This is a genomic window from Labilibaculum manganireducens (genome assembly GCF_963665805.2).
Lineage (GTDB): Bacteria > Bacteroidota > Bacteroidia > Bacteroidales > Marinifilaceae > Labilibaculum > Labilibaculum manganireducens.
In genome coordinates this window covers 3,483,952-3,508,771 of the sequence record NZ_CAXXEE010000003.1, presented here as the reverse complement: position 1 = coordinate 3,508,771, position 24,820 = coordinate 3,483,952, and the positions used below count along the sequence as shown (strand labels likewise).

13 protein-coding genes are annotated in these 24,820 nt (G+C 39.5%); all 13 read left to right on the top strand.

Features of this window, described 5'->3' with window-relative positions; genetic code table 11:
• Position 1: 1 nt before the first annotated feature.
• The 13 genes from ACHZAX_RS13625 to ACHZAX_RS13565 all read left to right on the top strand — a co-directional run bounded on the left by ACHZAX_RS13625 (position 2) and on the right by ACHZAX_RS13565 (position 24,817).
• Entirely contained in the window at positions 2-1,126 is a 1,125-nt protein-coding gene (locus ACHZAX_RS13625; RefSeq protein ID WP_320019508.1) for a helix-turn-helix domain-containing protein, read from the top strand.
• Positions 1,127-1,717: 591 nt separating this feature from the next.
• Entirely contained in the window at positions 1,718-4,096 is a 2,379-nt protein-coding gene (locus tag ACHZAX_RS13620) for a hypothetical protein (RefSeq protein WP_320019507.1), read from the top strand.
• Between the two features lie 26 nt (positions 4,097-4,122).
• Positions 4,123-4,503: a Rab5-interacting family protein gene (locus ACHZAX_RS13615; protein WP_101310201.1), complete on the top strand. Its 381-nt coding sequence runs from the start codon at positions 4,123-4,125 to the stop codon at positions 4,501-4,503.
• Positions 4,504-4,856: 353 nt separating this feature from the next.
• On the top strand, positions 4,857-6,419 hold the full coding sequence (locus ACHZAX_RS13610; protein ID WP_320019506.1) for a hypothetical protein: 1,563 nt from the start codon (positions 4,857-4,859) through the stop codon (positions 6,417-6,419).
• A 426-nt stretch (positions 6,420-6,845) separates the two neighbouring features.
• Positions 6,846-9,128, top strand: coding sequence for a beta-glucosidase BglX (bglX, locus tag ACHZAX_RS13605; RefSeq protein WP_320019505.1), 2,283 nt, complete (start codon positions 6,846-6,848; stop codon positions 9,126-9,128).
• A 5-nt stretch (positions 9,129-9,133) separates the two neighbouring features.
• Positions 9,134-11,572, top strand: a complete 2,439-nt coding sequence (locus tag ACHZAX_RS13600; protein WP_101310204.1) for a glycoside hydrolase family 2 TIM barrel-domain containing protein — start codon at positions 9,134-9,136, stop codon at positions 11,570-11,572.
• A 58-nt stretch (positions 11,573-11,630) separates the two neighbouring features.
• Positions 11,631-13,832, top strand: coding sequence for a polysaccharide lyase 8 family protein (locus ACHZAX_RS13595; RefSeq protein ID WP_320019504.1), 2,202 nt, complete (start codon positions 11,631-11,633; stop codon positions 13,830-13,832).
• Positions 13,833-13,844: 12 nt separating this feature from the next.
• Entirely contained in the window at positions 13,845-14,699 is an 855-nt protein-coding gene (locus ACHZAX_RS13590) for a sugar phosphate isomerase/epimerase family protein (protein WP_320019503.1), read from the top strand.
• A gap of 6 nt (positions 14,700-14,705) precedes the next feature.
• Positions 14,706-15,812 carry a glycoside hydrolase family 88/105 protein gene (locus ACHZAX_RS13585; RefSeq protein ID WP_320019502.1) on the top strand — a complete coding sequence of 369 codons (1,107 nt, stop codon included), beginning with the start codon at positions 14,706-14,708 and terminating at the stop codon, positions 15,810-15,812.
• Between the two features lies 1 nt (position 15,813).
• Complete coding sequence (locus ACHZAX_RS13580) at positions 15,814-18,285, top strand: glycoside hydrolase family 2 TIM barrel-domain containing protein (protein WP_320019501.1); 2,472 nt, start codon at positions 15,814-15,816, stop codon at positions 18,283-18,285.
• Positions 18,286-18,292: 7 nt separating this feature from the next.
• Positions 18,293-20,029 carry a family 43 glycosylhydrolase gene (locus ACHZAX_RS13575; RefSeq protein WP_320019500.1) on the top strand — a complete coding sequence of 579 codons (1,737 nt, stop codon included), beginning with the start codon at positions 18,293-18,295 and terminating at the stop codon, positions 20,027-20,029.
• A gap of 2 nt (positions 20,030-20,031) precedes the next feature.
• The gene (locus ACHZAX_RS13570; protein WP_320019499.1) at positions 20,032-22,371 is read left to right on the top strand and encodes a beta-glucosidase; all 2,340 of its coding nucleotides are present in this window, start codon (positions 20,032-20,034) and stop codon (positions 22,369-22,371) included.
• Positions 22,372-22,435: 64 nt separating this feature from the next.
• A complete protein-coding gene (locus ACHZAX_RS13565) occupies positions 22,436-24,817 on the top strand; it encodes an alpha-L-rhamnosidase-related protein (RefSeq protein WP_320019498.1) in 2,382 nt (793 codons plus the stop codon).
• Positions 24,818-24,820: the final 3 nt, after the last annotated feature.

Sequence of the window (24,820 nt, the reverse complement as noted above, 5' to 3'; positions counted from 1 at the left end):
TATGGACATTGCTTTTATTTACATTGGTTTTGCCCAATCAATATTTGTGGCAATAATGGTTTTCCTAAAAAAACCACTTACTGTTGCTGATCGGATTCTGGGATGTTGGTTGTTTACGATAGCCGGGATGTTTTTATTAAATGTAGTCAAGAATCTATATGCTATCAGCGAAGAACTATGGCCTTTTTCAGTTAATCTTGCAATTACTTTTCCAACATTCCTGTATTTATATACGAAGTATATCAGCCAGGATCACAATCACTTTTTGCGAAAGGACTATTTAAATTTTGCCCCATTACTTATTGGAGTAACCATTGTTTTGCTGACTTACAGCAGCGAAATAAACAGTCTGGAATCGTTTATTGAACACTACTGTAAGCTTATAAACGTCAGGACTATTGTTGGTCATTTATTTGTTTTGTGTTTATGGATCTACACCATTTTATCTCTAATTATTCTGTTTCGGCATAAAAGACAAATTGCTAATAATTACTCATTTGAATCCCGAAAAATAAATTTGTGGTGGCTGTTTACGGTAATCACAGCATACTTTTTAGTTTATAATTTTATTATACTTATAAGTGCATTCCATATTCAGAAATCATTCATCGAGCACATTGAAAAGTTCCGAAGCGGAGCCTTACTGGTCTTTGTTTATATTTTAAGCATATGGGGATACCGGCAGCATCAATTAATTTCAAATTACAAATCGGTCAGCTTAAGCAAATTTATAAAACCGGATTCCGAACGGTATGAAAAATCGAGCTTAAAGGAAAAACAAGCTGAAAACTTCACCCTAATACTGATTGATTTTATGAATAAATCAGAAGCCTGGAAAGATAATGAATTATCAATAGCTAAACTTTCGGAACAAACAGATATTCCTAAACACTATATTACACAAGTTTTGAATGAAAATCTCAAAAAAAACTTTTATACTTTTGTTAATGAGTACCGTACGGAATATGCAATGAAATTGATACTTTCTCCTACGCATAAAAATTGGTCTTTTATTGCGATTGCATATGAATGTGGATTTAATTCAAAAACTGCCTTTAACAATTTCTTTAAGAAATATACCAATCTAACTCCTACTGAATTTAAAAAATCAAATACACTAATTTAAGAATAAAGTACTTTGGACTGAAAGCCTTTATTTAAGCAATATCTAATAAGGTGTGTGCTATATAGTGTATTTAAAAACGTTATTTTGAGTTGATATTTTAGGTGTAAATTAGTGCATTGTTCTACCTAATTTCAGAAGAGTTTATATAATAATTAACTTTTTCTTATCAATTACTTCATCCCATTATTCTTATTGCTTTTTTTTTGTTTGTCTATTCCATTATTTTATTAGTAGGTTGTTTTTATCGTTGTTTTTTTTATAAGGATTGTTTTGTAACGATCAGTTAATTAGGTGCCTACAAAATGCGCACAGTGAGATTTTGATTAAACGGACGTGTTGATTATAAGGGTGACAGAATCAGAACGCTTAAAATGCAGATTCAAGTATGTTTGCATTGTTATCGAAAACGATTGTATTGTTGGAGCTATACTTGGAAGAGAGTATTCTCAGCATAGGATATACAATTTACAAATAATCTAAAAAAAATTATAAATAATGAAATGAAAGAATATTGAATTTAAAGCTAATTGAATTTTAACTGATCGTCAGCAGTTAAAAAACTAATTCTATTTTATCACTAAATATTGATCTATGAAAAAATTATTAAGTGCTTTATGTGTTGTTCTTGTCTTTGGTATGTCAAAGCAAGTATACTCGCAGGAACAGAAGGATTCTGCAAGTGAAGTGAAGACCCAACAGACTACTGATACCCTTATCTCGAAAAAGGAGGAGAAAAACCGGAATGTAATGTTGAATGCTGAAAATTCAACGGGACCTCGAAATGTGAATATTGGTTTACCTTTTAGAGGTGACCTTGTTATTGCTGAAAATGGTGTGCCTGTAGTTTACTATTTTTATCCAACAAATCCTTTGGCCGCATGGAGAAAAGATAATAGCTTAACTAAGCTAGGTCTATTATCATTTGAAGAGGGTGCATTGCTATATGGTAAAGTAGGTAATCCTGTGCGTTCTTTTACCAGAGATGCTTCAAGAAAGCATCAAGGTTACGCTTCAATTGCTTTAACAAGTAACGGTACTTCTCGTTATGATGCAACATTTACCGGGCCTCTGAATAAAAAGGGCTTAGGATATATTGTTAGTGCCTACAAGAACTTTGATAAAGGCAATGGAATTAACTATCAGTATACAGACTGGTACGATAACACTAGCTTGGGTAAGATTGGTATTCAACAGAAGTATAATAAAGGTAGTGTTAAATTAATTTATAAGATAGTTGATTCAAAAATAATCATGTCGAATTATGTGCCCTTAAAAAACGACGGAGATGGTGAGTTTAGTGAACTTCCTACTTTTGATTTAGGCAAAGATTCATATATCCCCGGCAGCGGATTAATTCCTTACAGAGATGCGTATGGGAACGCAAAGGTTGCAAATTTGGATGATGATAAGTTTAGTCAGTCTTTATCGCATAATATATATCTGGTAGGTGATCATCAGTTTGATAATGGATGGGATATGGAATATACATCACTTTTTCAAAAAATGAAAGGTACTATGGGAGTAATATTTCCTTTAAGTACTAATATTGATCCTGATGCTAATGGTGGAATAGGCAGCCAGTTGACTTTGAATCAGTTGATCCCTCAGGCTGATGTTACAATGTCTAATTCCAGATTACAATTCACTAAGAAAATTGGAACACATCGATTAAGAGCAGGTGGTCAATACCAAATGTTTCATCGGGAATATGAAACTTTAACAGGGATGTATACTATGACTGTAGAAGCCAATCCGCGAATTTATACAGCTCAAAGAACTGCAACAGGAACTGTTATTACCTATTTTGATGGCACTAATGCGGAAGAAGTACTAAGTTCAGGAAACAATGGTAAGGTAGATGATAATCAGGTAAATAAAGCTGCCTTGTATTTCTCAGATGACTTTTCTTTGGGTAACCGTCTTGATTTAGGATTAGGGTTTCGTATTGAGCATCAGAATTATAAAGAAACACATGATCAGTTTAATTCCAATGAAGCAGCTGTTGAATCTGAATTCATTGAATATGAACAAAAAGATAAATTTAATAAGGTTGCCGTTGGTAATTTAGTTTTTAAGCTTACTAAAAATTTCGGAGTTATTGCTGACGGATGTTACAATTCTTATTGGGATATTTTTTGGGATTCAAAACGTGGACCTGAAGGAACGCCAATTCCAGAAGATGGAAATACCTATACTCGTAGTACAATACCAACGGACAATGAAATTGTTGTTACAAAGTACGGAGCAGGAGTCTATTTTAATATAGGATCGAAATTAAATCTTGTTTCAAAAATTACAGGAATTAAAAAAGCAAATGTTAAAAGTACAGAAACAACACTTTATAATGCCAGTGCTGAGGCAAGTCTGGGACAAATGGCAGGATTAGCACAATTAGTAAGAGATGATTTTGGTCCGGAATTATATGATATTCAAACCTTAGGTTGGACAACTGATATTGTTGCCAATCCATTTAAGAATTTTAATATCCATTTTTTGATTACACTACAGAACCCTCAGTATAAAAACTATAGCTTAAGCTACAAATTTGATGCTACTCCTACACCATATGGTGTAACTGTTCCGGCAGGTGAAGGTTCCTATAACTATTCTAACAATCAGGTAACACAATTATCTAAAGTATTACTGGAAATTGATCCTAGTTATAAATTTTTCCAGGGAAAAATGAAAGCTTGGTTAAGCTTACGCTATTTTGGTAAACAATATGGAAATGCTTTAAATACTGTTTCCTATAAACCATGGTGGGAAAGTTTCGGAGGTTTGGATTACAACATGAGCCGTAATGTAATACTTAAGTTTAAGGTAACCAATTTCCTTGATCAAAGAGGTATTAAAGGTGACTTAGTTAATTCAATGCAAATGGATGTTGCAAAAGCAGAGCAGTTAAAAGCTGTTGTAGCTTCTGCAATTCGTCCAAGACAATTTGAATTATCAGTAGATTTTAAATTTTAATAATGTTTAATTAAATCAATAGAATTATGAAAAAGTTTATAATGTTTATTTTCGCAGCGGTAATTGTTTCATTAACAAATTACTCTGCAAAAGCACAAGAAAATGCAGATTATTATGCTGGGAAATGGGATATTCTAACTGAAGGTACTCCAAGTGGAGATGCTCATTCTCTTCTTATTCTGACAAGAGGTGAAGATGGTAAGCTAACAGGAACTTTTAAGTCAGAAGGAAAAGAACCATCGAAACTTACTCGCGTAGAAGAGAAAGACGACAATGTAACTTGCTATTTTGTAGCAAGTGGTTACGATGTTTATTTGTACATGGAAAAGGTCGAAGCAGATAAGATGGAAGGTTCAATGATGGATATGTTCGATGCATATGCCACCCGTGTAAAAGAAAATAAATAGTTCTGAAGAAGTCAGGGAGATGAGTTTCATCTTTCTGGCTTCTTTTTTCTTCTCTCCCTGATTATTATGTCGCTTAAAGTTAGGCGGGATGGTTTGTGAATACATTATCACACGATTCACATTGGGGACACCTTTGTTTGCTTTAAGATACTCAATTTACAACCACTCTTCGAGTTTAATTTCATTTATACCAATGGATTTTTCTCTTTTAAGAAATATCCTGTCCGCAAAATAAGCATCTTATTGAAATTAGCAGGTTCTGATAAATAAGGCCACGGAATAAACAATCAACGAAATTCAATAACTAAAAAAAAACAACCGATACTAATCTTAGTATTTAATCTACATGAAGAATGAAAACAATATATATAGTAACGCTTATACTTATCGCCACGTGTTTAGGTGCATTTGCGGTTGACTTAAAAACAGATAATTCAAAAGACCCTGTTTCTCCGGGACAAACTGAGCATATTATCAGACTAAAACTGAGAAACCTAAAACAGATTGCTGAAGTAAATGAAAGATATCAGTCATTTAATGTCGAAATGTGTGAAGTTGTCGGAGGCAGATTCTGGATACCCTATGTTCTGCTGGATTCGACCAAGATAAGAGGTGGTGGGTTTGATGCTTTAAAAAGAAAGATTCCTGCGGTTAATCTGTATGATAAAAAATTGCGTATGCTTACTTCCGAACTGGGGCCAACCTATATTCGGGTGAGTGGCACCTGGGCTAACTCAACTTATTTTCAGGATAACGATGATTCTAAGTTGGTAACTGCTCCTGATGGGTATGAAAACGTATTAACCAGAAAGGAGTGGAAGGGAGTCATTGATTTTTGTAAAGCTGTCGATGGCAAATTAGCAGCATCTTTTGCTATTAGTGATGGAATGAGAGATAAAGAGGGCAACTGGACTTCGGCTCAAGTAGAACCGCTAATTAATTATACAAAATCGATTGGGGGTGAAATAGCAGTTGCCGAAATGTTTAATGAACCATCTCATGCCAGTCACGGAAATGCCCCCAAAAATTATGATGGAAACTATTTTGACAAGGACTTTGCTGCGTTTAAAAGTTTTGTTCGTTCAGCAATGCCTGAAATGATAATTGCGGGTCCGGGGTCAACGGGTGAAGGGGGAATCATGCCCGGAATTTCTCTCACAACAGATCAAATATTTGCAGCAGATCCCAAACCAAATTTTGATATCTGGTCGTATCATTATTATGGTATCTTATCAAAAAGATGTTTTGGCAGGCAAACTCCTGAAAATGCGATTTCGAAAGAGTGGTTAAGTAAAACAGAACTTGGTTTAAAATATTACGAAGAATTTCGAGATAAGTATCAACCATGTGCTCCAATATGGTTAACCGAAACAGCTGAAGCTTCCTGTGGTGGAAATCCCTTGTCCGAAACCTATTTGGATTGTTTCCGTTATCTGGAACAATTAGGCCGATTGGCAAAAAGGAATGTGCAGGTTGTTATGCATAATACACTTTGTGCCAGTGAATATGGAATACTTGACCAGTATACCTTAGAACCACGACCTAATTATTGGGCTGCGTTGCTTTGGAATAAACTAATGGGTACAAAAGTGTATGATGCCGGAGTATTAACTGACGGTGTCGATATTTTTGCACATAGTCTTAAAAATTCATCCAAAGGAATGGCTGTATTGATCGTGAATACAAAAGATACGGAACAATCAATTTTCATTCCGGCAAAAGCTAAACAATATTTGTTTTCTGCTGATGTATTTCAGCCAAAATCTGCCAATGAACTTCAGACAAAAACAGTGAAATTGAACGGTCAGGTACTTAATTTGAACTCGGATGGAGCATTGCCTAATATTAAAGGGAAAAAGGTATATCCAGGAGTTTTTAAACTTCCTCCTTACAGCTTTTTGTTTCTTTCGTTTTAAAAGAATTAATGTGTAGCCGATTTATTGGATTAATAGTGGCGGTACGAAAATTCAGTATTTATTGGTATTTGATAATAAAACCTTCGACAAACGGTTTTTAAGTTTTTGCTTGGGTTCCGATTAATCAGGATGAGTGATTTCGGAAACCGAACAATCCATTATTCAAATTGAAGGCAAAATCTGAATGACGTATTTACGTGTGATAACAAACCCGGAATGGCCAGTTTTTTTGGATAAATGAACTTTGTTCGACTAAACGCTCAAATAAAACGGATTGTATGCAGCCATTGGATGCACTATTGAATTGTAAATTGAAATCATTGTTTTCATCATAGTTGATTTGAGTTAGGGTTTTGTACAGTTTTTAGTTGCATTATGAATTGCACATAACCTCGATGAAAACAGGACATCAAAAAATAAAATCTAATGAATGCTCAAAAACTAATTAATAATTTATTTTCGCTTTTTATTTTGTGCTTGACTTTGGCTTTTAGTCAACAGGTGTATGCAAATGATCAACGTGACGCTTTCATCAAGGCGCTCATGGGCAAGATGACCATCGCTGAAAAAATTGCTCAGTTAAATCTGGTTACACCCACTTCGAAAACCGGTCCTTTTGCCACAAAAAATGCTTTTCTAAAATTGAAAGATGGCTCAGCCGGCAATGTCTATTCGGTGATGGGAGAGCCTGACTTCATCCATAAAAAGGCGACGTTAGCTGATAGCACCAGTTTGAAAATCCCTTTTTTCAACGGACTGGATATTGTTCACGGTTACAAAACCGTATTCCCAATTCCGCTGGGTCTTTCCTGTTCGTGGGACTCTATCTTGATAGAACAGACAGCCCGGGTTGCCGCCATTGAAGGATCAGCTGTTGGCTACAACTGGACGTTTTCACCCATGGTTGACATTACCCGTGATCCGCGTTGGGGGCGTGTGATGGAAGGTGCAGGTGAAGATCCTTATTTGGGTTCCGTCGTTGCACGTGCCATGATCAAAGGTTATCAGGGAGATGACTTGAAAAGTGAAACTTCCCTGATGGCTTGTGTTAAACATTTCGCCTTGTATGGCGCTGCTGAAGCAGGTCGCGATTACAACACCACCGACATGAGTCGTCTGACCATGTACCAATACTATTTACCTCCCTATAAAGCGGCCATTAAAGCGGGTGCAGGAAGTATTATGTCGTCGTTTAACGATATTGACGGGGTTCCTGCCACTGCTAACAAATGGTTGTTAACCGATTTGTTGCGCGATGAGTGGGGATTTAAAGGATTTGTAGTCAGCGACTACAATTGCATTCAGGAACTGGTTGCTCACGGTGTTGCCAGCGACTATGAGGAGGCTGCGGGCAAAGCACTGATCGCTGGTTTGGATATGGACATGGCCAGTGAAAGCTTTGCCGGTTCGTGTCAAAAACTATTGGATGACGGGAAAATTACCATCGACCAGATTGATGCTGCCTGCCATAGAATTCTGGAGGCAAAGTACAATTTGGGTTTGTTTGAAAACCCGTATCGAAATTTCGATCCCGGGAAAGCCTCAACGGTTCTTTTATGTGAAAAACACAAGCAAGTTGCCAAAGAAGCCGCGTGCAAATCGATGGTGCTTTTAAAGAATGAAAACCAAACGCTTCCGTTGAGTAGACAGAGCAAAATCGCGCTTGTTGGTCCTTTGGCCGATGTGCAAAATCAAATGTTCAGTATGTGGTCCTTCCGGGGAGAAACAGATAGCATTGTAACCATTCTCAATGGGCTGAAAAAACAACAGAACAAGATCGTTTACACGGAGGGCTCGTTTATTACTGATGAGCCGGTATTCCTGGGAAAGAGCCGTGGTTTTTACAATGACCAGGAACAAGCGGAAATGATTGCTAAGGCGATCGAAGCTGCAAATCAGTCCGACGTCATTGTCGCGGTTTTAGGTGAAACATCGAATATGTCGGGTGAGGCAAAGAGTAAAACAGATATTTCAATTCCCAACTGCCAGCGTCAGCTTTTAAAGGCGCTTAAGGCTACCGGAAAACCGGTGGTTCTGGTGCTCATCAATGGCCGTCCGTTAACCTTGACTGATGATTTGCAGTTTGCCGATGCTATTCTGGAGGCGTGGCGCCCGGGCACGATGGCAGGTGATGCCGTTGCTGATGTTTTATTCGGGAAGTACAATCCTTCGGGTAAGCTAACCATGACATTCCCGCGTTCTGTAGGACAAATACCGATTTACTATAACCATAAAAATACCGGGCGACCTTATGTTGATGGACAGCGCGGCGGGATCATGAAATTCAATTCCTACTACCTGGATGAATTGAATTCACCTTTATTCCCGTTTGGCTATGGATTGAGTTACACCTCATTTCGTTATGGTGAGATCCAACTCAGTGATACGCTTGTAACTGGCGATAAAGGCAAATTGACCGCAAAAATCACCGTGACTAATACCGGAAATTACACCGGAGAAGAGACTGTTCAGCTCTATCTGAATGATCCGGTTGCATCGCTTGTAAGACCGGTGAAAGAATTAAAAAAATTCCAAAAAATTTACCTGGAACCCGGAGAATCGAAAGAGCTTGAATTTGAATTAACAACCGAAGACCTGAAATTCTATAACCATGATCTTCAATGGCAGTGGGAGCCGGGTGATTTCAACCTGTTTGTTGGAACAAGCTCTTCTGATGTAAAAGTCGCTCAGTTTAATTGGCAAAAATAACTAGTATGAATTATCAAATGAAGTTTAAACATTTTGTACTGTTTGCTTTGATATTGCTATCTGGCAACGTCAATGCCCAAGTTGAAGGGCGTGAACGGATTCGTGAATTGAATCATGGCTGGAGATTTTCTAAAGACTTTAATCAGACCGGAATGGAGCGTCCTCAATTCGATGATTCTGCTTGGCGGATCGTTGATATTCCTCATGACTGGAGTATCGAAGACTTACCCAATCAATCTGATTCTGTTGTTGGGCCATTTGACAAAAATGCAGTTAGTGGCTTTAACACTGGTTTTACAGTGGGCGGAACAGCATGGTATCGTAAGTCTTTTCAACTGAATAGAGTTGACAAAGGGAAGATCGTCTATCTGTGTTTCGACGGAGTTTACATGAACTCTGATGTATGGATTAATGGTCATCATCTCGGTAATCGACCGAATGGTTATACCCCTTTTTACTACGATTTAACACCGTATCTGAATGAATCCGGGAAAGATAAAATCATCGCCGTTGAAGTAAAAAACGAAGGCATTAACAGTCGCTGGTATTCTGGTTCGGGAATCACACGAGAAGTTTGGCTTGAGGTCGTTCCAACAGTACATATCGACGTGTGGGGCGTGTTTGTTACAACACCAACTGTTCGGAAAGACATAGCAGATGTTCTTCTATCTGTAACAATTAATAACTCCGAAGAAAAGGATAAAACAGTCGATCTGGAGATTGAACTGATTGATGCAAAAGGAGAAATTGTTGCAACATCCGAGAATTCAGTTCAAACTGTTGCAAACAAAAAAAGCGTAGTGGAAAAGCTGCTAACTGTTTCAAATCCTGTTTTGTGGTGTCCGGATAGCCCGAACATGTATCAAGCGAGGGTTAGAATAAAGGAGAAGAAGAAAAATTCAGATACTGTCATTATTCCTTTCGGAATTCGAGATGTCAATGTTAATGCAGAGAACGGCTTGACCATTAACGGCATTCCTACACTGTTGCACGGTGGTTGCATCCATCATGATAATGGCCCCATCGGAGCGATCGATATAGAAAGAGCTGTCGAACGAAAGTTAGAGATATTGAAAGCGAGTGGCTTTAATGCTGTTCGGACTGCCCACAATCCGTTTTCCAGGACATTTCTGAATGTTTGCGATAGAATGGGCATGTTAGTGATGGATGAAGCGTTCGATATGTGGAACAACAAAAAGACGGAGGATGATTACAGCCAATATTTTCAGGAGTGGTACAAAAGAGATTTGACCAATATTCTATTGCGTGATCGAAATCATCCGTCTGTAATTTTTTGGAGCATTGGAAACGAAATTAGAGAACGAGTTGATTCGCTGGGTTATGCAACAAGACATCAGCTGAAAGAGATTGTCAAATCAATAGATTCAACCCGCTTTGTAACAGAAGGAATAAACCGAACCCCGAAATGGGAAAAAAGGACACCTGAAGCGTTTGCCGATCTTGATGTGTGTGGATACAATTACCAGTGGAATCGTTTTGAGGAGGATCATGAAAAATATCCAGATAGGGTGATGGTGACGACTGAATCCTACCCTAATCAAGCTGATCAGGCATGGCCTTTTGTTGAAAAATTGCCCAATGTGATTGGAGATTTTGTTTGGACAGCAGTCGATTATATGGGGGAAGCTGGGCTAGGCGTCTCCGAATTTTTTAATGAACCGGGGAAAAGGACGACCATTGAATGGCCAATGTATAATGCCAATTGTGGCGATATTGACTTGATAGGAAACAAGAAACCACAATCGTACTATCGCGATGTGGTTTGGGGACGAAGTAAAATAGAAATGTTCGTTCGTAAACCAATTCCGGATGGCCAATACGAATTTGAGAGCTGGTGGGGATGGCCCGATGTGCATAGGAGTTGGAGTTGGCCTGGAATGGATGGTGATAGCTTGCAAGTTGAAGTGTATACCAGTTGCGAGACTGTTAAACTATTCTTGAATGGGCAAGAAATAGCCAAACAACAAAAGCCGGATGATGGTATTACGGTTTCATTTAAGTTGCCATATCAACAAGGGAAATTGCTTGCTATTGGTTACAATAATGGCAAGCAAATTTCATCGACAGAACTGGTAACAACCGGAAAGCCTGTCGCAATCCGCCTGGTCGCCGATCGTTCAACAATAAAGGCAGATCGAAACGACCTATCCTATGTGCGTGTTGAGGTAATTGACGCAGATGGCAAGGTGGTTCCTTATGTGAATGATATAGAAGTTGAGTTTTTTGTAAGCGGAAATGGAGCATTAGCCGGTGTTGGTAATTCAAATTTTGTCGATGTTTCCAGTATGCAGCAATTCCGGAAGAAAGTATTTCATGGTAAAGCGCTGGCCATTGTTCGCCCCAAGGGAGGATCCGGAACGATTGTGCTGAATGCCAAGGCTGACGGATTGAAAAGCGATTCCATCGAAATTAAGGCTCGATAAACTGGAATAAAGGTAGTCAAATTGTCTTGGTGAAATGTAAAATAGATTTAAGGTAATTATGAAATTTCAGAAATTTACAATAAAGTTTTGCTCGTTGATGGCCTTGTTTTTTGCCATTGTGCCATTATTTGCGCAAAATAATTCTAACATGCCAACTGGTGCATTTGATGTAGAGAACTTGAAACAAAATTATATCAGTTTGATTCTTTCTAAAGGGGAGGATGAATTGATTCAACGACTGATTGAGCTGCCCAGAGAGATGTTGGTTTCAGATCAGATGGTTGTTGAATTAATGCAACGATATCCGGCCGATCCGAAGGACGTAAATACCATACTTCAGAATCAACTCGCAGATGGTTCATGGCCTGATATTGACTATAATACAACTGAGACTTCGGGATGGCAACCCAAGCGTCATTTAGAACGTCTGCTGTTGATGTGCAAACAGTACCGATTTGAAAAATCGTCATTTTACCAATCCGAGCAGCTAGAATCGGCTATTAGCAGAGCATTGGATTTCTGGTTCGACAAAAAGATAGTCTGTATCGATGGCTCCAAAAGAGTAGGTCATCAGCGTGATTGGTGGTATAACGATATTGGCATTCCCAAAGCATTGGCTCCAATCTTCATTTTGTTTGAAGATCAGATGAGCCCCCATCAAAAGGCCGAAGCAATTCAGGCGATGGCGGTTTCTAAAATAGGGACAACCGGTCAAAACAAAGTCTGGTTATCAGGCAATGTGTTGGTTCGCGGTCTGTTGGAGAACAACTACGAATTGATTAAGCAGGCCAGGGATACGATTGTCTCAATGGTTGTCATGGGACCAACCGGACCTCGTGACGAGGGAATTCAATATGATTACAGTTACCACCAACACGGGAAACAGCAACAATTTGGTAATTACGGCGCTGCATTCATCGCAGACATGAGTTTCTGGGCTAAGACTTTCTCTGGTACCTCGCTGGCGATGGAGCAAAATCAGTTGAATATTCTTTCCGATTTGATTAATAAAGGCTTTCAGCGCATCATTTGGAAAGGAAATATGGATGTCAATTGTTTGGGCAGGCAATTCTTTAAACAATCACAACAACATAAAGCGTTATCGGTTGCTTTTTCGGCCAATGCTTTGGCTAATGTCGATTCAAAAAATAGAAATCAGTACGAAGAATTTCTGAAAAGCAGCTTCAAATCTACGGATGAGGTACCAGGCATGCAAGGTGTATATCATTTCCGGAACTCCGATCAAACTGTCTGTCGGCGCCCGCTGTGGATGACTTCAGTAAGAATGTCTTCTACCCGTACAATTGGGGGTGAAGCAGGCAATAGTGACAATAAAAAGGGATATTATATGTCCGATGGTTCAACGTATACCTACGTGGACGGTGATGAGTACAACAACATTTTTCCGGTATGGGACTGGCGAAAGCTTCCAGGAATTACTGCTTTCGAATCTGAAGAGCCCTTAAAAAAGTTGACGTTTGGGGGGTATCGAAGTCAAAGCGATTTTGTTGGCAATGTGAACGATGGTGAGACGGGCATGACCGTCATGCAATTGGTTCGTGACGGATTGACGGCACAAAAGTCCTGGATATTTACCGAAGATTATGTGCTATGTCTTGGCACCGGAATTACCACCGACAGTGCCTGTGTTGTAACCACTTCAATCGAGCAATGTTTGAAAAAAAACGATTTGCTACGTCTAAACAAAAATAAATGGACACCAGTCGGAAATACGGAATTGACAGATGCAAATGAGGTTCGTTTCTTTCACCATAAAACGGGTTACATTATTTTTCAGGCAGAAAAGGCATTTGCAGGCAGTGAATCAAGAACTGCTTCCTGGCACGATATCATGGGTATGTATCCCGAAGATATGAAAGAAACAAAGGAGTTTGTCTCTTTATGGGTGGATCACGGCGTAAAACCGCAAAACTCACACTATCAATATGTCATTCTCCCGGCTACAACCGCAGTCCAGACAGCCCGGTTCGATACAAAATCGATTCAGGTTTTATCGAATACCAAGGAGGCACAAGTGATCTACCTTCCCAAAGAAAAGAAGGTTTTTATCGCAGCTTATTCAACATTAAGCATGCAACTACCTCATGATTTAATCTTTAGTTGTGAGCAACCCGGGCTGTTTCTCATCCAATATCAACCTAACGGAAAAAAACCGAAAATAATCTGCTCCGATCCAACTCAAAAATTGAGTTTTCTGGACATTGAAATTAACGGTGAAAAAGAACGAATAAACTTCTGAAATATAAACGAAATGAAATCATTACACCTAAAACGATCCGTGCTGTTCCTGACTCTTGCTTATTTGGCGATTCAAAATAAGGCCTACTCACAAGCATCGGAGAATACTGTTTCACAGCGAGCGGAAAGGCCGTATAAAATAGGAATCCTTGGCTCCAATTTCATCAAGTTCAATACCGATGAAATGATTGATATGGTCAGTCGATTGAATATCCACTATTTATCGGTTAAGGAAAAACATTTGCCCTTTGAAAGCACCAATGAGCAGATCGCTGAATTCCACCAAAAACTAGCCGGAAACGGTATCATTGCCAATAGTGTTGGTCTGTTTTATTTGAACAAGCAGGAAGAGATTGATCGGGTTTTCGATTATGCGAAACGTGTTGGTGTTGATCTGATTGTGGGTGTTCCTCAATATGAACTACTCCCTTATGTCGAACAAAAGGTCAGAGAATATAACATCATGTTTGCCATTCATGTGCATGGGGGAGACGTCCCGATGTTTCCAAATGCTGTTGATGTTATTGCGCATATCAAGGATTTGGACACCCGAATCGGCGTTTGTTTGGATATGGGACATGAAATGCGCGGTGGATCGAATCCTGCTGAAAGCCTGAGGAAATACAAAGAACGGATCCTGGATATTCAACTCAAAGATGTCACTGCTGCCGATAAAACAGGTCGAAGTTGCGTGATAGGACAGGGCGTTCTGCATATTCCGGACTTTGTGAAAATGTTAACGGAAGTTGGCTATGCAGGTACTTGTAGTTTCGAGCTGGAAGAAAACCGGAAAGATCCGCTACCAGGTCTGGCCGAATCGAAAGGCTATTTTGAGGCAGTTGAAGACATGTTAACCTATAAATTCTAGACTGAAATGAAAACACGAATTCAGCGAAGTATCAGTTGTCTTTTGCTCTTGACACTCACATTGGGGGCAACGGCTCAAACGAAGGTTGATTATTGTCAGCCGGAATACGTTCGTTCTGTTTTGAATAAGGTAGCAAAATGGCAACTGGATAACCCCAAGCGGCGGGCTCCAAACGATTGGACAAACGCGGTGTTTCTCACCGGATTATTTGCCGCATGGGAAGTGACACAATCACCATTCATGTACGAGGCGATGATGGAAAACGGAAAGTCAACGAACTGGTCTCCTTACAAACGCTTTTTCCATGCCGACGATATTGCCATTTCTTCAACCTACATTGATTTGTACTTGATTGAGAAAAAGCAGGAAATGCTTCAGCCGACGATTGATACTTTAGCTCGTTTTGTAAACGAACCCTACACCGTTAAAGGGATCGATCAGATTAAGTATTGGTGGGCAGATGCCTTGTTTATGGCTCCTCCTGTCTTGATCAAATTGGGAAGGCTTATTGACCGTCCGGATTACTTGGAATACAATGACGAGTTATATCGCCAGGCTTATGAAATGCTTTACAATAAGGAAGAACATCTGTTTGCCCGCGATTTGAATTTCACGATTAAAAATGATCCAACGGATTTACTCGAAGCCAATGGAAAACCGCTGTTTTGGTCGCGTGGGAATGGTTGGGTTATTGCCGGGTTAGCTCGTATGTTGAAGGAACTTCCTTCCGATTATCAGGAACGTCCGTTTTACGAAAATCTTTTTCGCGAAATGGCTACCCGTTTAGTTGAAATTCAACGCGAAGATGGTTTGTGGAGTTCCGGATTACTGGATATCTCTGCCTATCCAAATGGCGAAGTCAGTGGGAGTGGATTGATTTGCTTCGGTTTGGCTTATGGTATAAATTCAGGATTGTTGAAAGGGAAAAATTTTAAAAGAGCAACTTGTAGAGCCTGGAAAGGTTTAACAAATTGTGTCAGTGACGAAGGTCGGGCTAATTATGTTCAGGGAGCCGGCGATCGTCCAAGTAACCGTGACTTTTCTGATAATACGGAACTCTACGGAACAGGAGCGTTCCTGTTGGCAGGTAGTGAAATTATTAAAATGAAATAAAATGGAAAAACGAATAACAAAAGGGATCCTAAAAATTAGTTTGTGTTTCATATTTGCCGTTGTCGGTACAAATCTGATGGCACAAAACGATTCAAATCTTCGCACAAAACTATTCGACGAAGACTGGTCATTCAGATTGGATAGTATCCAATCAGGTCCGGAAAACCCGGATTTCGATGACTCGGGTTGGCGGAAGTTGGATTTGCCTCACGACTGGAGTACAGAAGATGTTGCCATTCAAATCCCCGATTCGATTGTCGGCCCGTTTTACCGGAAATCTGCTGGTCAAACGTTCGACGGATTTACATACGGCGGTAAAGGTTGGTACCGGAAATCGTTCAAATTATCGAAAGCAGAAGAAGGCAAGAATATTTTTATTCAGTTCGATGGCGTCTATATGAATTCCGATGTTTGGATCAATGGTCATCATCTGGGGAATCACCCATACGGCTATACGCCTTTCAATTATGAATTAACCCCTTATCTGAATCTTCCAGGTCAGGAAAATGTATTGGTCGTTAAGGTTCGGAATGAAGGAAAAAATAGCCGTTGGTATGCCGGTTCAGGAATCTATCGTCATGTTCAATTAACGGTCGTGAACCCATTACATATCAATCTTTGGGGTGTAAATGTTACAACACCGGAGGTATCGGAAACGTCGGCAAAAGTAAATGTTGCTACAACAGTTACTAATGGTGGGAAAAAAGACGAAGACTTTATCCTCTTTACCCAACTGTTTAATGCCGAAGGTCATAAGGTTGGCAAAGGCGAAAGCAAGGTGACAATAGCCGCAGGTGAAACACTTGAAGCCAGCCAGGTGATGATGGTTGAAAATCCAGCCCTATGGTCGGCCGATTCGCCCAATCGATATACCGTTCAGGTTGAAATTCAACAAAAAGCGAAAACTGTTGATCAGGTATCTCTTCCTGTTGGAATCCGTGATATCAAAATTGATGCGAAAAATGGCCTGCTGGTTAATGGTAAGTCGGTTCTTTTGAAAGGCGGGTGCATCCATCACGATAACGGATCATTAGGTTCGATATCAATAGAGGCCGCAGAAGAGCGGAAGATTAAATTATTGAAGGAGAGTGGATTTAATGCCGTCCGGATGAGCCACAATCCCCCATCATCCGTTTTGTTAGAAGTTTGCGACCGCTTAGGGATGTATGTGATTGACGAAGCTTTTGATGCCTGGAAGAAAACCAAATTTCAGGATGATTACCATCTCTATTTTGAAGAAAACTGGGATAAGGATTTGATCGCGATGATCCATCGGGATCGAAATCACCCATCGATCATTCTTTGGAGTATCGGGAATGAAATCCGTGAACGTGCTTCGGACGAAGGACTTCAGATTACCCAAATGTTGCTGGATCGGGTAAAAGTGTTAGATCCTACCCGTAAGGTTACCGAAGCCGTTTGTGATTTTTGGGATGCCCGCAGGACGTATAACTGGGAAGAACACACTCCTGCAATCTTTGACATTCTTGAAGTTGGTGGGTACAATTATATGGATGAAAAGTACGAAGCGGATCATGAAAAATATCCCGATCGAATTATGTTGGGAACAGAATCCTATCCTTCAAAGGCATATGAAATATGGCAATTATTGCAAAAGCACTCTTATCTGATTGGCGATTTTGTGTGGACGGCTATGGACTATCGGGGAGAAGCAGGATGTGCCAATACGGGTTTTATTACAGAGAAGCAAAGAAAGATATTTGTTCAATGGCCTTGGTTTAACGCCTTTTGTGGCGACCTCGATTTTGTTGGCAATAAAAAACCACAATCCTTTTATCGCGATGTGGTTTGGGATCGGAGCTCAATTGAGATGATGGTTCAAAAGCTTGAAGTTCCGGAAGGTCTGAAATACTATGTAAACGACTGGGGATGGCCGGATGAATTGAAAAGCTGGAGTTGGACGGGGTCCGAAGGTGACACGCTAGAGGTTCGCGTGTATACCAAAAGTAAATTGGTGAAACTCGAATTAAATGGAAAACTGATTGGCGAACAAGCGATAGCAGACACTTCGATAACTGTGCTTTTTAATGTGCCTTATCAACCGGGTACATTGGTTGCTAAAGCTTATGAGAATGGAAAAGAAGTATCGTCAACAACGTTGAAAACAGTTGGAAAACCTGCTTCCATTCGACTGATTGCCGACCGAACGACGATCAAAGCGAATCGGAATGATTTGGCTTATGTATCAGTCGAAATTGTTGATGCTGAAGGCAATCTTGTTCCTTATGCCGATGATATTGAGATCAATTACACCATGACTGGGCCGGGCGAAATTGCAGGAGTTGGTAATGGAAATCCAAAGGATGTTTCCAGTTTCCAGCAACCCCAAAAGAAAGTTTATCAGGGCAAAGGAATGGTCATTGTCAGGCCAACGGGAATACCCGGTGAAATAATTTTGGAAGCCATAGCAGCCGGTATAGATACAGATCGAATAAAAATCAGATTAGACTAAGTCGAATATGATGAATAAACTTTTGATATCGCTTTCAATCGTTGTACTGCTTTTGTTTTCTGAAAAAATGAATGCACAACAGCAAACTTTTTGTAACCCGATGAATCTGAATTACAGGTTCTGGTCTTCCTCGCGAGAAGCGGCAGACCCTGCAATGATCATGTATAAAGGGAATTACTTGTTATTTGCTTCTCGTTCCGGTGGATATTGGTATTCGGTCGATATGCTGGACTGGAAATATGTACGAACAGAAACTCTTCCGATCTTAAAATATGCGCCGGGTGTAATTGCCATCAACGATACGGTTTATTATTTGGCTTCTTCACGAATGAAAGATTATATCTATTATTCAACAAATCCGTTTGAAGATAATTGGAAGAAAATGGATCGCAAACTCCCGATGGATGTATGGGATCCCCAATTTTTTCAGGACGATGACGGAAAGGTTTATTTATACTGGGGCTGTTCGAATAAGGATTCGGAACCAATCCGGGTAGTTGAGCTGAATGATAAAATGCAACCCAAAACGGTGCCCATTGTCTGTATCCGACACAATCCGGATAGGCATGGATGGGAAGTGTTTGGTGCGAACAATGAAACGGACGAAAATGGTTTTAACGAAGGCGCCTGGATGAATAAACATGAGGAGAAATACTATCTGCAATATGCTTCAAATGGAACGGAGTTTAAAACTTATGCTGACGGCGTTTATACGTCAGACTCACCGACGGGGCCATTCGAATATGAAACCTACAGCCCGTTTTCGTATAAACCGGGAGGGTTTATTGGAGGAACCGGGCATAGTTCAACATTTCAGGATAGATATGGAAATTATTGGCACGTAACAAGTTTAAGTATTGCTTCACGCTCACAATTTGAACGGCGTCTAGGATTGTTCCCTGCCAGCTTCGATAAAGATGGTGTATTACGCACTTACACTGCCTTTGGTGACTACCCCATGATGATGCCATCTGGCAAAATGAAACCCAATCAGGAAAATCTTTTTGCAGGATGGATGTTATTGTCATACAATAAAAAAGCTAGCGTCTCTTCTTCTTTGGAGCAGTATCCCGTTACGAATGCTTTCGATGAAAATGTAAAAACCTGGTGGTCCGCCAAGACCGGGAATAAAGGCGAATGGCTTAGTGTGGAATTGGATGACAAAGTAACTGCAATTGAAGCTATTCAGATCAATTTTGCCGATCATGAAGCATTGTTAAATCCGGGCGATACCAATACATACGCTTACCTAATCTGGGCCTCCAATGATGGAAATAAATGGGAAGTAGTTGTGGATAGAAGTAATAATACGATAGATGCTTGTCATGATTATATTGAACTTAAAGAGCCAATAAAAGCAAAATACATCAAGATTGAAAATGTGAAAGATGTACCCGGTGATGGTAAATTTTCAGTTTTCGATTTTCGGATTTTTGGAACGCAAAAAGGTAAAAAGCCCAATCGGGTTAATGAATTCAGCGTGACGCGCGATTCAACGGATCCTCGTAAGGCAACCGTAAAGTGGCACAACGATAAATCAGCAACAGGTTATGTGATAAATTATGGTACTGATGCTAATAAGTTATATACATCAGTAATGGTGTATGATTTAGATTCGGTTGAGTTGACTGGCTTAAATGTAGGTGTTACTTACTATTTCAGTATCGATGCATTTAATGAAACAGGGATAACCAAGGCAACAAAAAGATCGCTGCTAAATGATAAAACAAACCAAAATCAATAGAAATGTTCGAATTAAGGAGAAATATAAATACGGCCTGGAAATTAAGCTATTTGCTTTTTGCCTTTTTACCCCTGCAACTATTTTCACAGGCTCAAGGTAGCCAAATAGTTCCGCAATTAGGCAAAGCATCCATTCAGGAAGTTGTAGCAGCCATGACCTTAGAGGAAAAAGCCACTATCGTAATTGGAGGCGGCCGAATGATGGGCGAAGAAACGGAAAATGGGATGATCGGAGAAATGGATGGCATTGTACCCGGAGCCGCAGGTTCTATCAACAGTATCCCCCGATTAGGGATTCCGATTACTGTTTTGGCCGATGGCCCAACAGGAGTGCGCATTCATCCAATACGAAATAACGATAGTACTAAAACTTATTACGGAACTTCTTTTCCTGTGCCAACGATGATGGCGTCGTCCTGGGACGTGGAGCTCATACAACAGGTCGGTACAGCATTGGGTGACGAGTTCAAACACTATGGGGTAGATGTTGCTTTGGCTCCGGCTTTCAATATTATCCGAAATCCGCTTAATGGCCGTAATGGGGAATACTATTCGGAGGATCCCGTTTTGTCGGGAGAAATCGCCGCTGCCATGGTCAGTGGTATCCAATCAACCGGAGTAGGGGCAACTGTTAAACATTTTGTTGCCAACAATCAGGAATCTAACCGAAGAAAAGTCAATGCGGTTATCAGTGAAAGAGCTTTGAGAGAAATCTATCTAAAGACCTTTGAAATCGCCATCAAAAAATCGAATCCATGGGCGGTGATGACTGCTTACAACAAGGTAAACGGAACCTATACGCCCGAAAGCTACGACCTGATCACAAAAATACTCCGCGAGGATTGGGGCTTTTCCGGCTTCGTAATGACAGACTGGAGAGCCGGCGAAGATATTATTGCTCAGCTGAAAGCGGGAAATGATTTGATAGAACCAGGCTTTGATAAGCAAATAATTGAGGTTATTGATGCCGTAAAGTCGGGGATGTTAGACGAGAATGATTTAAATAAAAACGTTGAGCGTATCCTGACTGGGGTTACCAAAACGCTTCGATTTAATGGGTATAAAAATGATGATCATCCGGATTTGGATAAGCATGCTAAACTTTGTAAAAAAGCTGCCGAAGAAAGCATTGTACTGCTGAAAAATGAGGAGCAGACTTTGCCATTAAAATCAGGATTAAAAATTGCCCTTTTTGGTAACACCTCTTACGATACCTTTATCAATAACAATGGGAGCAGCGATGTCAGTTTTGCTTACAATATCTCCATTTGTGAGGGACTTGCCAGTTCCGGATTTTCGATAGACGCGAAGTTAAAATCGGAATACGATACTTACATTGAAAATGACCGTATTGCTTTCCCCGCCAAAAACTCATTTGGTAAAGTTCGCTTACGTCCTGAATATATAGCCTCCTCAGCATTAATTGAAAAGTGTGCCAATGAAACGGATATAGCCATCGTTTCCATTGGCCGGAATTCTGGCGAAGCGGCGGATCGGGAATTGGAAGGTGATTACAATCTCACAGAGGCGGAATTGGCGCAACTAAAAAGCATCTCCGAAGCGTTCCATAAAACGGGGAAAAAGGTTGTTTTCTTAATGAATGTTGGTGGAGTCATTGAAACAACTTCCTGGAAAGATTTAGCCGATGCGCTTATGTTGGTTTGGCAACCCGGACAGGAAGGTGGTAACGCCATAGCCAATGTGGTGAGTGGAAAAGTTAACCCATCGGGAAAATTGCCGGTTACATTTCCTGTTAAATATGAAGAAGTGGCCTCTTCCAAAAATTTTCCAGGTACACCAGCCCGCCGCCCTAAAGAAGTGGTTTATGAAGAGGGCATTTATGTCGGATACCGATATAACGCCACCTTTGGCGTTGCAACTTCTTTTCCATTTGGATTTGGCTTAAGCTACACATCTTTCGAATACAGCGATTTGAGCATCAATTCGAAGCAATTTCGCCAGCCTGTTCATGCAACTGTTACAATAACAAATACAGGCAAAGTGCCGGGAAAAGAAGTTGTTCAGTGTTATTTGTCAGCTCCTGTTGGAGAAGCCGATAAGCCGGTTATAGAATTAAAGGGTTTTTTCAAAACAAAAATGTTAAACCCCGGAGAATCGCAGACGTTATGTTTTTCAATTAATGCAAAAGATTTGGCTTCGTTTAATGCCGGACAATCAGCCTGGATTGCTGATGCCGGAATCTATACTATTCATATTGGGGCATCTTCCGAAGACCTAAAATTGTCAAAATCATTTAAGCTAAAAAATGAGTTGGTAGTTGAAAAAGTGAATAAAGCTTTAGTCCCTCAAGTTGAAATTGATTTGCTACAGGGCAACAAATAGCAGAGGAGAAGGAAATCATTTATACCCTATTAACTATAAATAAAAACCATAATAAAACGTAATAATGAAATTCAAGAAACTAATACTAAAAGTGATAATAGCATCTTTGGGTATTGTTGCATGTAATTCTCTAAGTGCGCAACAAATAGATAAAATCTACTTGCAGAAAGATTGGCGAGCAGATTGGATTAAAGTGCCCAAAACAGGAGATAATGATTATGGAGTCTATTATTTTCGTAAACAAGTTACATTTCAGAACATTTCGACTACTTGTCCTGTATATGTTTCTGCTGATAATTGCTATAAGTTATATGTCAACCAAAAACTTGTTTCAACTGGACCTGCAAAAGGCGATACAAAACACTGGAATTACGAAACAGTTGACTTAGCTCCTTATCTCAAAGTTGGAGACAATATTGTGGCAGCCTTAGTTTGGAATGATGGAGAATATCGACCGACTGCTAATATCTCGTTGAAAACGGCATTTATATTACAGGCAGGGATAGATCAAGGTAGAGTATTAAATACTGGTAGTTCATGGGTATGTATTCAGGATACTGGATATAGTCCTATAAAAATTGATTTGCCCCTTACATCTTACAAAATGGGACCAGGCGAATTTATTGATATGAATAAAACTATTCGAAACTGGAATGATACTGATTGTGATGTTACAAACTGGATGAAGCCGGAGAAATTAGGGAAAGGCAATAGTTATAAATTTGGAGTTATTAATAATAATTATTTGCAACCATCCGAACTGCCACAAATGGAACTAACGGATCAAAGAATTTCGAAATTACGAATGTCAGAAGGAATAAATGTGCCGGAAGATTTTCCGGTTAAGAAACAGAATATCACCATACCATCAAATTCAAAAGTTACTTTTATTCTTGACCAAACTTATTTAACTAATGCATATCTAAATTTGGAGTTTAGCGATGGGGAAAATGCACAAATAACCGTTGAATACTGCGAAACTTTATATGAGAAATATCCATTAAGTAAAGGCAATCGAAATGAAATTGAAGGGAAAGAGTTTAAGGGCAGAATGGATCGAATTATTTCAAATGGAGCAAATAACCAGAAGTTTACTACACTCTTTTTTAGAACCTTTAGGTATTTGAAGGTAGAGATAGAAACTCAGGGCAAAGCTTTGGTTTTAAATAATATCTATTCCACATTTACGGGATACCCATTTGTTAAACGATTTAATCTTGATACCGAGAATAAGGAATTAAAAGAAATATTGGCAATTGGTTGGCGCACATCACGACTATGTGCATTTGATACCTATTTCGATTGCCCTTACTATGAGCAATTGCAATACATTGGTGATACACAAATTCAAGCCCTAATCTCTGTTTTTAATAGTGGAGACTCTCGATTGTTTAGAAATGCAATTAACTTGATTGACCAATCAAGGTCAACAGAAGGAATAACATTAAGCCGATATCCGGCTGGTGAAGAGCAGGTTATTGGTATATATTCGGTATGGTATATTGCCATGTTAAACGATTATTTGATGTATTGTAATGATTCGAATTTTGTCAAAGATAAACTGTTGGGGGCTCGCCAGATTATTAATTACTATAAGAAACACCAACAGGCTGACGGATCGGTTATTAATCTTCCCGGATGGCTGTTTACTGATTGGACGAAATCAACAAATTGGACATTAGGAGTATGTAAATTAGGAGGTGATGGATGTTCTTCTTTGCTTGATTTGCAACTACTCTATGCTTACGAGCAGATGGTTAATCTTGAAAAAGATATCGGAATAAATGATTTTGAAGATATTTATACAAAAGAAATTGAAAAGCTAAAGAAAACAATCAGAAATAAATACTGGGATAATAAAGTCGGACTTTTTGCAGATCGAGTTGAAAAAGACGGTTTTTCACAACATGCAAATATTTTAGCTATTCTAACAGGGGTAGTATCTGGTGATGAAGCAAAAAAAATAGCAGAAAAAATACTTACGGATAAAACATTAGCACAGGCCTCGATATATTTCAAATATTACCTGCACCAGGCACTAACAAAAGCAGGAATGGGAGATAAATATTTAGAATGGTTAGATGTATGGAGAGATAATATAAAGATGGGATTAACAACTTGGGCTGAGACCTCCGACTTAAATGCATCTCGCTCCGATTGTCACGCCTGGGGAGCCAGTCCGAACATCGAATTTTTCAGGACAGTACTTGGAATAGACAGCGATGCTCCCGGATTTACAAAAGTGAAGATCGAACCTCACTTGGGTAAGCTGACCGAAATTGGAGGAGAGATGCCGCATCCCAATGGAATAATAAAAGTGAATTATTCATTACTCAAAAATAGCTTGAAGGCTGACATTGTTCTCCCATCCAATACAAGTGGTCGGTTTATTTGGAAAGGTAAGGAGATCTTGTTAAATGAAGGAGAAAATCATTTGAAACTATAAATG

Excerpts from the sequence above, each read along its gene's own strand:
- ACHZAX_RS13625 (WP_320019508.1), top strand. The coding sequence starts at position 2 with ATGGACATTGCTTTTATTTACATTGGTTTTGCCCAATCAATATTTGTG.
- ACHZAX_RS13620 (WP_320019507.1), top strand. The coding sequence starts at position 1,718 with ATGAAAAAATTATTAAGTGCTTTATGTGTTGTTCTTGTCTTTGGTATG.
- ACHZAX_RS13615 (WP_101310201.1), top strand. The coding sequence starts at position 4,123 with ATGAAAAAGTTTATAATGTTTATTTTCGCAGCGGTAATTGTTTCATTA.
- ACHZAX_RS13610 (WP_320019506.1), top strand. The coding sequence starts at position 4,857 with ATGAAAACAATATATATAGTAACGCTTATACTTATCGCCACGTGTTTA.
- bglX (WP_320019505.1), top strand. The coding sequence starts at position 6,846 with ATGAATGCTCAAAAACTAATTAATAATTTATTTTCGCTTTTTATTTTG.
- ACHZAX_RS13600 (WP_101310204.1), top strand. The coding sequence starts at position 9,134 with ATGAATTATCAAATGAAGTTTAAACATTTTGTACTGTTTGCTTTGATA.
- ACHZAX_RS13595 (WP_320019504.1), top strand. The coding sequence starts at position 11,631 with ATGAAATTTCAGAAATTTACAATAAAGTTTTGCTCGTTGATGGCCTTG.
- ACHZAX_RS13590 (WP_320019503.1), top strand. The coding sequence starts at position 13,845 with ATGAAATCATTACACCTAAAACGATCCGTGCTGTTCCTGACTCTTGCT.
- ACHZAX_RS13585 (WP_320019502.1), top strand. The coding sequence starts at position 14,706 with ATGAAAACACGAATTCAGCGAAGTATCAGTTGTCTTTTGCTCTTGACA.
- ACHZAX_RS13580 (WP_320019501.1), top strand. The coding sequence starts at position 15,814 with ATGGAAAAACGAATAACAAAAGGGATCCTAAAAATTAGTTTGTGTTTC.
- ACHZAX_RS13575 (WP_320019500.1), top strand. The coding sequence starts at position 18,293 with ATGATGAATAAACTTTTGATATCGCTTTCAATCGTTGTACTGCTTTTG.
- ACHZAX_RS13570 (WP_320019499.1), top strand. The coding sequence starts at position 20,032 with ATGTTCGAATTAAGGAGAAATATAAATACGGCCTGGAAATTAAGCTAT.
- ACHZAX_RS13565 (WP_320019498.1), top strand. The coding sequence starts at position 22,436 with ATGAAATTCAAGAAACTAATACTAAAAGTGATAATAGCATCTTTGGGT.